9 protein-coding genes are annotated in these 9,903 nt (G+C 59.8%); 8 read left to right on the forward strand and 1 reads right to left on the reverse strand.

All coding sequences use genetic code 11. The annotated features are described in order from the left end of the window. The first annotated feature begins 23 nt into the window (after positions 1–23). Both ISN74_RS02510 and ISN74_RS02515 read left to right on the forward strand, forming a co-directional pair. Positions 24–818 (forward strand): dienelactone hydrolase family protein, encoded by a 795-nt coding sequence (locus ISN74_RS02510; protein WP_188797098.1) that lies wholly within the window; start codon positions 24–26, stop codon positions 816–818. Between the two features lie 139 nt (positions 819–957). Further along, positions 958–1,281 (forward strand): RcnB family protein, encoded by a 324-nt coding sequence (locus ISN74_RS02515; RefSeq protein ID WP_188797100.1) that lies wholly within the window; start codon positions 958–960, stop codon positions 1,279–1,281. 71 nt (positions 1,282–1,352) lie between these two features. Here the strand turns inward: ISN74_RS02515 and ISN74_RS02520 are convergent, their stop codons facing one another. Next, entirely contained in the window at positions 1,353–2,357 is a 1,005-nt protein-coding gene (locus ISN74_RS02520) for a polyprenyl synthetase family protein (RefSeq protein WP_188799464.1), read from the reverse strand. Positions 2,358–2,551: 194 nt separating this feature from the next. Here ISN74_RS02520 and ISN74_RS02525 point away from each other — a divergent pair, with 194 nt between their 5' ends. The 6 genes from ISN74_RS02525 (at position 2,552) to ssb (ending at position 9,898) form a co-directional block, all read left to right on the forward strand. After that, positions 2,552–3,328, forward strand: a complete 777-nt coding sequence (locus ISN74_RS02525) for a DeoR/GlpR family DNA-binding transcription regulator (RefSeq protein WP_425488826.1) — start codon at positions 2,552–2,554, stop codon at positions 3,326–3,328. A 197-nt stretch (positions 3,329–3,525) separates the two neighbouring features. Continuing rightward, positions 3,526–5,034 carry a glycerol-3-phosphate dehydrogenase gene (gene glpD / locus ISN74_RS02530; protein ID WP_188797104.1) on the forward strand — a complete coding sequence of 503 codons (1,509 nt, stop codon included), beginning with the start codon at positions 3,526–3,528 and terminating at the stop codon, positions 5,032–5,034. Positions 5,035–5,199: 165 nt separating this feature from the next. After that, positions 5,200–6,015 (forward strand): MIP/aquaporin family protein, encoded by an 816-nt coding sequence (locus ISN74_RS02535; protein ID WP_188797105.1) that lies wholly within the window; start codon positions 5,200–5,202, stop codon positions 6,013–6,015. A gap of 93 nt (positions 6,016–6,108) precedes the next feature. Next, complete coding sequence (gene glpK / locus ISN74_RS02540) at positions 6,109–7,605, forward strand: glycerol kinase GlpK (RefSeq protein WP_188797108.1); 1,497 nt, start codon at positions 6,109–6,111, stop codon at positions 7,603–7,605. 206 nt (positions 7,606–7,811) lie between these two features. Beyond that, the gene (locus ISN74_RS02545) at positions 7,812–9,122 is read left to right on the forward strand and encodes a carbohydrate porin (RefSeq protein ID WP_188797110.1); all 1,311 of its coding nucleotides are present in this window, start codon (positions 7,812–7,814) and stop codon (positions 9,120–9,122) included. 248 nt (positions 9,123–9,370) lie between these two features. Next, positions 9,371–9,898, forward strand: a complete 528-nt coding sequence (gene ssb, locus ISN74_RS02550; RefSeq protein ID WP_188797112.1) for a single-stranded DNA-binding protein — start codon at positions 9,371–9,373, stop codon at positions 9,896–9,898. Positions 9,899–9,903 lie beyond the last annotated feature (5 nt).

Consider the following 9,903-nt stretch of genomic DNA (forward strand, 5'->3'; position numbering starts at 1 on the left):
CTTCAAACCTGAGGAATTACGCCATGCGCTTTGTTCGATTGGGTTGTCTTGCTTTGCTCGCTGTTTGCAGCTTTGCCGCACAGGCAAAGATGGTTCACCGCACCGTCGAATGGACCTTGGACGGTACGCATTTCAAAAGCGTTCTGGTTTACGACGATGCCACCAGCGCGAAACGTCCGGGTCTGGTGATGGTGCCAAACTGGTACGGTGTGAATGATGCGGCGGTACAGAAGGCGGACATGATTGCCGGTAAGGATTACGTGATCCTCCTCACCGATATGTACGGTGAAAACGTGCGCCCGCAGTTGGAAAACGCCGACCAGGCCAAGGCGGCCACTGCGCCGCTTTATACAGATCGCGCGCTTATGCGCAAACGTATCGACGAAGCCCTGGCGCAACTGAAAGCGCAAGCCGGCACGGCGCCGATTGATCTGACCAAGCTGGCAGCGATCGGTTTCTGTTTTGGCGGTACAGCCGTGCTCGATCTGGCGCGCAGCGGTGCCGATGTGGCAGCTGTGGTGTCATTCCATGGCGGCCTGACCACGGATAATCCGTCGCTGGCGAAGAACATCAAGGCGCGCGTGCTGGCCATGAACGGTGCCGATGACAAGGGCACCATGCCGGACGCGGATAAATTCCTGGATGAGATGCGTGACAGTCCGAGTGAATGGCAATTCGTGGTGATCGGCCACGCCGTCCATTGCTTTACGGAAGTAGGTGAAAATTCGCCCGGATGCAAATATGACGCCGTTGCGGCAGCACGCAGCTATCGTTTGATGCATGATTGGCTGCGCGCGGCGTTTGCCGGTCAGCCTTGATGCAAGGGGTTTGCGCTAATGGCCTGTGAGAGACATGGGGAAAGCTCCAGGCCAGTCTTATAAAACGCTGTTTGTGGTGCCTATTTTGCCGGCGTTGTGTGGTCTTGTCAGATTGGACAGACAGAGGGAGACACATGTCATGAACACGTATTCCAAGGCGATGCTTTGGTGTTTACTGCTGGTTTTGGTTTCATCGGGTGCATGGGCGGGGCCGTTTCCAGAAACGGCGAGTCATGGGGGAGAGCTCATGTACCGCACCGGTCAACCTGTTCCATCTCAGTACCTTGCCGATAACAATGTCATCCAGAACTATCATCACTACCATCTGGACAAACCCCTCGATGGCTACGAGTGGGTGCATGGCGTAGAGAACGAATATCTGCTGGTTTCAGCCAAGTCCGGCATTCTGCGGCGAATCGAGTATCGACTGAACATTCCGCGGGATCCATCAGAGAGCAAGTAGGCATAAAAAAAGACCCATGCAAGTGCATGGGTCTTTTTAAAGGATGCGCTCCGCCGCGTAATGCTTCGTCGTCAGAACGTACGCTGCACCGAATAATCCGCCAGCGTGGCCAACGCGTCGCGATACGAGGATGCCGGCAAACCGGTTAGAGCGTCGCGCGCAGCATAAGCATGCCGCAGTGCGCATTCACGTGTACTTTCGATGGCACCCGATTCACGAATGGCGGCCAGGATGTGATCAAGCGAGTCGAGCCCGCCGTGTTCAATGGCGTGGCGCATTTCGCGCGCCTGTTCCGCGCCGACGCGTTGCATGGCGTAGATCAGCGGCAGCGTGGGTTTGCCTTCAGCGAGGTCGTCGCCGATGTTCTTGCCAAGGGTGCCGGCATCGCTGACATAGTCGAGCAGGTCGTCGGCAATCTGGAAGGCGTAGCCGAGCTGCATGCCATAGCGGCGCAGCGCCGTGATCTGTGCTTCCGGCAGTCCGCCGAGGATGCCGCCCAATTCAGTGGCGGCGGCGAACAATACGGCCGTCTTGCGTTCGATCACGGCCAGATAGGCCGCCTCGTTGACGTCAGCGTTACCGATGTTGAGCAACTGTAGCACTTCGCCTTCGGCGATGGTGTTCGTGGTATCGGCAAGGATGCGCATGATGCGCATGTCGTCCAGTTCCACCATCAGCTGGAACGAACGGGAATAGAGAAAATCGCCGACCAACACGCTGGCGGCGTTGCCCCATAGCGCATTGGCAGTCTTGCGACCGCGGCGCAGATCTGATTCGTCCACCACGTCGTCATGCAGCAGGGTGGAGGTGTGAATGAACTCGATCACCGCCGCCAGCTTGAGGTGCTTGTCGCCGGCATAACCGGAGGTGCGGGCGGCCAGGGCGTGCAGCATGGGGCGCAGGCGCTTGCCGCCACCGGCGATGATGTGGTCGGCAATCTGGTTGATCAGCACCACGTCCGAGGCCAGCCGTTGGCGGATCAGGGCATCGATGCGCTGCATATCGCCTTCGGCTAGCGCGCGTACGCCGGCATAGTCGCGTACGGGATCGATGGTCTGGAGAACAGAAGAGTTCATGCGGCTGGAACTGGACATAGATCCCTGATTATAGAGGCGGAGGCCGCATCCCGTGTGGATTCCACCCGAATTTCAACCGATTCAGGCGTGGGGGAGGGGCCGGGCGGTACCTGCTGCGCTAAATGGGACGTTGCGCCATCGGGCCTGTCCGCGCTCACGCTACCATGTCGCCAGGTGTCCCGACGGAAGCAACAATGAGCGATCTGGTACTCAACCGCAGGCAGGAACAGCTCGTGGCGCGTGTGCGCGAGGAGGGCTTTGCCACGGTAGAGGATCTGGCCGGACACTTCGATGTCACCCAGCAGACGATCCGCCGCGACCTGGCGGCACTGTGCGATGCCGGCCTGCTGCGCCGCTATCACGGGGGTGTCAGCATGCCGTCCAGCGTGGAGAACCTCACCTACGCCAAGCGTCAGAGCTTGTGGCAGGAGGAAAAGATCCGCATCGCCAACCTGTTGGCCACCCACATTCCCGACGACGCCTCGCTCTTCATCAACCTCGGCACCACCAACGAGGACGTGGCACGTGCCCTGATGAACCACAAGGGCCTGCGGGTGATCACCAACAACCTCAATGTGGCGATCATGCTCAGTGAGAACCCGAGCTTCGAAGTGATCGTGGCTGGCGGGGTGGTGCGCGGACGCGATCATGGCGTCACCGGTCAGCCGACGATCGAGCTGATCCGCCAGTTCAAGGTCGATTTCGGGGTGATCGGCATTTCCGGCATCGATCCCGACGGCACCTTGCTCGATTTTGATCTGCATGAAGTGCGCGTGGCGCAGACCATCATCGAGCACTCCCGCCAGGTCTTTCTGGCTGCCGATCACAGCAAGCTTGGACGCAATGCCCTGGTGCGATTGGGCCCGGTTTCGCTGGTCCATGCCTGGTTTACCGATCGCGCGCCGCCCGCGGAGATGGAGGCGGTGTTGGCAGAGGCCGGCACCCAGGTCCATGTCGCCTCGGCCGACTGACCCCCTCGCTGCGCTGCAGCGTGCAATCATCGAAAATGTTCGAATACGCTCACGTCTCCGAGCGATATTGAGCAATTTATGTTGCTTTATGTTCGATTGTTCGGATCTGGTTTTGCATTAAGCGAAAACGAAAATTTTCGCTAAACCGAGAAGGATCGTAACGATGAAGTCTCCCAAGGTGGATTACGGGGCATCCGATGACTGAGCAGTTCGATCTGCTGGTGGTTGGCGGCGGCATCAATGGCGTCGGCATTGCCCGTGATGCGGCGGGGCGCGGGCTGTCAGTCTGCCTGTGCGAGCGGGACGATCTGGCCGCGCACACGTCGAGCGCCAGCACCAAGCTGATCCATGGCGGCCTGCGCTACCTGGAGCAATACGAGTTCGCCCTGGTGGGCAAGGCGCTGGCGGAGCGTGAAGTGTTGTTGCGCGCCGCGCCGCACATCATCTGGCCGCTGCGCTTCGTCCTGCCGCATCAATCGCACCTGCGTCCGGCGTGGATGATCCGCCTGGGCCTGTTCCTTTACGACAACCTCGGCCGCGGCCGTCGTACCTTGCCGGGTTCGCGGCGCGTGGCCTTGAAGCACCATGAGTCGGGTCCGCCGCTGCGGGATGAATTCGTCACCGGCTTCGTCTATTCCGATGCCTGGGTGCAAGACGCTCGCCTCGTCGTGCTCAATGCGATGGACGCGATGGAGCGCGGCGCAACGATTTTCACGCACACCAAGTGTCTGAGCGCCAGTCGCGACGCGGATGGCTGGACGGCGCAACTCGAATCAGCCCATGGTGAAGTTTCCACCATCCGCGCCAAGGCGCTGGTCAATGCCACAGGCCCGTGGGCCGTGCAATTTCTCGATCAGGTGGCCAAGGTCGGACACGATCACTCGCTGCGTTTGGTGAAAGGCAGTCATATCGTGGTGCCGCGCCTGTTCGAGCACCAGCACGCCTACATTTTCCAGCAGCCCGATCGCCGCATCGTGTTTGCGATTCCCTACGAGCACGACTTCACCTTGATCGGCACGACCGATCTGGACTATCGCAGCGATCCCTCTGCGCCGCATATCGACGAGGACGAAACGCGTTACCTCTGCGACGCGGTGAACCGTTACTTCAAGCGCAACATTGCACCTTCTGACGTGGTGTGGAGTTACAGCGGCGTGCGCCCGCTGCTCGACGACGAAGAAGGCAATGCCTCGGAGGTTACGCGCGATTACCTGTTGGAACTGGATCAGCAGGGCGCGCCGTTGCTCAATGTGTTCGGCGGCAAGCTGACCACCTATCGCAGGCTGGCGGAAGAAGCGATGGATCGGCTGGCACCTTTGTTTCCGAATGCGTCGGAAGCGTGGACATCCAAAGGTCATCCGCTGCCGGGTGGTGAGCGGAGGGATGTCGACACGTTGCAGCGCGAGTTGCAATCGGCGCATCCATGGCTGCCCGAAATGCTGGCGTGGCGTCTGGTGCACAGCTATGGTAGCCGGACCATGCGCATTCTCGGCCAGGCGCGTTCGCTGCAGGATCTGGGCGAACGCTTCGGCGCCGATCTGTATCAAGCCGAAGTCGATTACCTGCGCGCACTCGAGTGGGTGGTTGATGCGAAAGACGTCCTCTGGCGACGTAGCAAGCTCGGCTTGCGCTTCAAGCCGGAAGAGGTGGCACGCCTCACTGCGTATCTGGCCGATGCGCCACCACGCCGTGCGTCATTCACCTGAAACGAACCATTCTTTTGCATAAAGCAGGAGCGCAGTAAACAACACAACAGATGGCCAGTTGATCGGCCCATGACATCGTCACCGCGGGAGCAGAGTTATGTCGAACCATGCAGTCAGCGCATATGTCGCAACGCCAGTCATGTGGCAGATGCCGGAGGTACAACCATGAATCGGCAAGGGATTGGCGAGCTGATTTCCGAAGCGGTCGCCGTGTTCATCATCATCGCTTTCGGCGATTCGGTGGCCTGCATGTATGTGCTGTATGACCCCAGCCCCTATGTGAACGCCTATTGGGGCGTGTGTATCGCCTGGGGTCTTGCCGTGACGATTGCCATCTACGTAACGGGTTCTGTTTCTGGTACCCATGCCAATCCCGCGGTGACGTTCGCGCTGGCACTATTCCGAGGGTTCCCTTGGAAAAAAGTGATTCCCTACAGCATCGCGCAAGTGATTGGCGGGTTTATTGGCGCAGCAGTGGTCTACCTGCTGTTTTCGCCGGTCATCGATCATTACAACCAAGTGCATCAGCTCACGCGTGAAGCGGGCGGCGCCGCGGGTGTGTTCTTTACTCATCCTGGATTGGCCATCACGCCCATGCATGCGCTGATGGATCAGGTCGTGCTGACTGCTTTCCTGCTGTTCGGCATCTTCGCCATTACCGAGCAGTACAACGAAATGGCGCCGGGCGCCAATTCCGGTGCGCTCATGATCGGTTTTCTGGTGGCTACCATTGGCGCATCGATGGGCTATCTGGAAGCGTGGGCCATCAACCCCGCGCGCGATTTCGGTCCGCGCCTGTTCGCCTATTTTGCCGGTTGGGGTTCGTCGGCATTGCCTGCACCGGACAACTACTGGTGGATTCCCATCGTTGGTCCGCTGATTGGCGGTGTGATCGGCGGTGCGGCGTATCAATGGCTGATCTACCCGTTCTTGCCCGCGCGCCAGCGCGCGCTGCAAACACAAAGCGGGAAAGCTGTGTAGCGCGTCGTCGCCGATCCACCCGCTGAACTTATCGATAAGGCGGGTCGCGCACGAAGCGCCCGACCCGCAACTGACTTTCACAGGAGCCGTTTCATGGACAAGTCCTACATCCTGGCGATCGACCAGGGCACGACAAGCTCACGCGCGATCCTGTTCGATCGTGCAGGAAGCATTGTCGGCATCGCGCAGCGCGAATTCGGGCAGATCTTCCCGCAGCCGGGCTGGGTCGAGCACAACCCGCGCGAGATCATGACCAGCGTGCTCACTACCATTACCGAGGTGATGAACAACGCCCAGGTGGATGCGCGGTCGATTGCCGGCATCGGCATTACCAACCAGCGCGAAACCACCGTCGTATGGGATAAGGCCACCGGCCAGCCGATCTACAACGCCATCGTGTGGCAATCACGCCAGACGCGCGAGATTTGCGATGAACTGATTGCTGCCGGCCATGACAAGACGGTGCGCGCAAAAACCGGCTTGCTGATCGACGCTTATTTCTCCGGCACCAAGGTCAAATGGATACTCGATCATGTCGAAGGCGCACGTGAACGCGCCAAGCGTGGCGAACTGCTGTTTGGCACCATCGACACCTGGCTGATCTGGAACCTGACCGGCGGCAAGGTGCACGTTACCGATTACACCAACGCCTCGCGCACACTGATGTACAACATTCATGAGCAGCGCTGGGATGATGATTTGCTCGCGATGCTCGACGTACCAAAAGCTATGCTGCCCGAGGTGCGTTCCTGCAGTGAAATCTACGGTAAGACCTTGGGTCAGCACTTCTTCGGTCAGGAAGTGCCGATTGCGGGTGTGGCGGGCGATCAGCAAGCCGCGCTGTTCGGCCAGGCCTGCTATGAGCCGGGCATGGCGAAGAACACATACGGCACCGGTTGCTTCATGCTGATGAACACCGGCAGCAAGGCGGTGACATCGCACAACGGGTTGCTCACCACGATTGCTTGGGGCCTGGATGGCAAGGTGGAGTATGCGCTGGAAGGCAGTATTTTCGTCGCCGGTTCGGTGATCCAATGGTTGCGCGATGGTCTGCGTATGCTCGGCAAGTCCAGTGATTCGCAGGAATACGCCGAACGCGCAGGGACCAATGAAGGTGTCTACATGGTGCCGGCCTTTGTCGGCTTGGGCGCGCCTTATTGGCGCAGCGATGTGCGTGGCGCAGTGTTTGGTCTCACGCGCGGCACCACCAAGGAGCACTTCATCCGAGCGGCCCTTGAATCGATGGCCTATCAGACACGCGATGTACTGGCGGCGATGGAAAGCGATGCCGGTTTGAAGTTGAAAGAGCTACGTGCCGATGGCGGTGCAATTGCGAACGCATTCCTCGGTCAGTTTCAGAGCGACATTCTCAACGTGCCTGTGTTGCGACCCAAGGTGGCTGAAACCACGGCGCTTGGCGCTGCGTATCTGGCGGGTCTTGCCACGGGTTTTTGGCCAAGCCGCGAAGATATTGCACGCCATTGGGCGATCGATCATCGCTTCGAGCCAACCATGCCAGAGGCAAAGCGCGAATCGCTTTATGCAGGCTGGAAGCAGGCCGTGGAGGCAACCATGGCTTTCAAAATCTGAAATTTATTGAGTAGGTGAGCAGTCAGGGCTACCTCTCGTGTCATCTCGGCGAAGGCCGGGATGACTGACGTAGAACGAACTCCTCGCTGATTAGCTTTCACGCTGACCCGATAGCGCAACGGGCGGGCCTCCGCACGCCTGCAAGGCCCCCTTGTGCCTATCGCCAGCCATTCAAGTCGTTGCACCGACGTTCCAGGAGAATCAGCATGCGCCAGAAAATCATTGCCGCGATCGTGATGGCCGGATGCACCGCTGCGATCAGCGGGAACGCCGCCGCCGATAGCGCCCCCGACTATGCCAATACCACGCTCACCGGCGATTGGGGTGGTGCACGTCAGAACCTTTACGATCAGGGCGTTGATCTGGGGTTCGACTACCTTGGCGAATACGCGCACAACACCAGTGGCGGCGTGCGCCAAACCGATGCCTACGCGGACCAGATCCATCTGCATGCCGCCTTCGATTTCCAGAAGCTGTTTGGCTGGACCGGCGGCTCATTGCACGTCGACATCAACAACCGCAATGGCAGCCAGATCGACGAAAAGGCCAAGCTCGGCACCTTGCTGGAGTCCCAGGAAATCTACGGCGGCGGCAGCGTCACGCGCCTGACGCGTTTCTACCTGGAACAGTCGTTATGGAATGGCCTGGTCGATCTGAAGTTCGGCCGCATGGACATCGGCGTCGACTTCTTTCCGTTTTCCTGCAACTTCCAGAACCTGGGTTTCTGCGGCGCGTTGCCAGGCTGGATTTCCAAGGGTGTAGACGCCTGGCCGCTCGCGCAAACCGGCGGCGTCATCGCGATCAATCCTTCCGCGGCCTGGACCATCAAGTTTGGCGGCTTCGAGGTCAACCCGAACAACGCTTCCACCTCGCAAGGGCTGAAGCTATCCACATCCGGTCCCAACATCGGCACGCTGATGTTGGCCCAGGTGGATTGGCATACCAATCTGGCTGCCGGACAGGATGGACAGCCGTTGGCCGGCACCTGGCGCGTCGGCGGCTGGCGCAACACCGCGCAGTACAACGATGCGTACCTCAGTGTGGATGGCATCGAGGACGTCATTGGCGGCAATGCTCCCATGATGCAGAGCAGCGTGTCAGGCAGTTACTTCATGGGACAGCAGGAGATCACCCATAACGGTACCGGTGGTGGCCTCAGCGTGTTCGGCAATATCGTTCAGGCCGATCCCAATACCGATCTGATCGATCAGATGATCGACATTGGTCTGCTGTTCAACGGACCGTTTTCCTCGCGTCCGGACGACCGTCTTGGCTTCGCCATCGGGCGCAACCGGGTCAGCAGCCAGGTCGCGAACGCCGAGCGGTTGATCAATGCAACCGGGCTGGGGTCACTGCCGGTGCAGGGCTACGAATACGTTACCGAGCTGAACTACCAGTTCCAGCTCTGGCACGGCTTGGCGCTGATGCCCAACGTGCAGTACATCCGCCACCCGGGCGGTACCAGCGCCAACCACGACGCCACCGTGCTGGGGCTGCGGTTTGTAGCCAAATTCTGAGCCACCGGGCCTCGGCTGACAGGCATGGCTGGGACGAAGACGCCAGCCATGTATCATGGTGCCATGAGCCTGAGCTAGAAGGCTCTGCAGGAACCGGATCAGCACCTGACACCTGCCGTATTCTCCAGAGTCATCCCGGCACAGCCGGGACCGGCGGCTTTCCCGCCCTATGAGACGCTGGTGCGGCAAGATGGGAGCATGGCGCCATCCGGAACGCCTTTGTCCAGATTCAGTTTTTGAGGTCATTCATGCCACGCGGTATCAATAAAGTCATCCTGGTCGGCAACCTCGGCGCCGATCCCGAAGTCCGTTACACCGGCGGCGGCACCGCGATCGCCAGCCTGAGTATCGCCACCTCCGAGCAATGGACCGACAAACAGAGCGGCCAGAAGCAGGAGCGCACCGAATGGCATCGCGTGAAGCTGTTCGGCCGCCTGGCGGAAATCGCCGGCGAATACCTGAAGAAAGGCCGCCAGGTCTACGTCGAAGGTTCGCTGCGCACCGACAAATACACCGGCAAGGACGGCGTCGAACGCTACTCCACCGACATCATCGCCAGCGAACTGCAGATGCTCGGTGGCGGCGGTGAAGGTGGCGGCACAGGCGGTGGTGGCGGTAACTATCAGCGCTCGCAAGGTGGCGGCGCGCCACGCCGTGGCGGTGACGATTTTGGCGGTGGCGGCAACGCACCCCAGCGCCAGCAGCCCGCGCCCGCACAGGACAGCGGTCCTGCGTTCAACAACAATAACTTTGATGACGACGATATTCCGTTCTGATTTCT

The sequence above is a fragment of the Dyella caseinilytica genome (assembly GCF_016865235.1).
Classification (GTDB): Bacteria; Pseudomonadota; Gammaproteobacteria; order Xanthomonadales; family Rhodanobacteraceae; genus Dyella_B; species Dyella_B caseinilytica.

Excerpts from the sequence above, each read along its gene's own strand:
- ISN74_RS02545 (WP_188797110.1), top strand. The coding sequence starts at position 7,812 with ATGCGCCAGAAAATCATTGCCGCGATCGTGATGGCCGGATGCACCGCT.
- ISN74_RS02510 (WP_188797098.1), top strand. The coding sequence starts at position 24 with ATGCGCTTTGTTCGATTGGGTTGTCTTGCTTTGCTCGCTGTTTGCAGC.
- glpD (WP_188797104.1), top strand. The coding sequence starts at position 3,526 with ATGACTGAGCAGTTCGATCTGCTGGTGGTTGGCGGCGGCATCAATGGC.
- ISN74_RS02535 (WP_188797105.1), top strand. The coding sequence starts at position 5,200 with ATGAATCGGCAAGGGATTGGCGAGCTGATTTCCGAAGCGGTCGCCGTG.
- ISN74_RS02520 (WP_188799464.1), bottom strand. The coding sequence starts at position 2,357 with ATGAACTCTTCTGTTCTCCAGACCATCGATCCCGTACGCGACTATGCC.
- ISN74_RS02525 (WP_425488826.1), top strand. The coding sequence starts at position 2,552 with ATGAGCGATCTGGTACTCAACCGCAGGCAGGAACAGCTCGTGGCGCGT.
- ISN74_RS02515 (WP_188797100.1), top strand. The coding sequence starts at position 958 with ATGAACACGTATTCCAAGGCGATGCTTTGGTGTTTACTGCTGGTTTTG.
- glpK (WP_188797108.1), top strand. The coding sequence starts at position 6,109 with ATGGACAAGTCCTACATCCTGGCGATCGACCAGGGCACGACAAGCTCA.
- ssb (WP_188797112.1), top strand. The coding sequence starts at position 9,371 with ATGCCACGCGGTATCAATAAAGTCATCCTGGTCGGCAACCTCGGCGCC.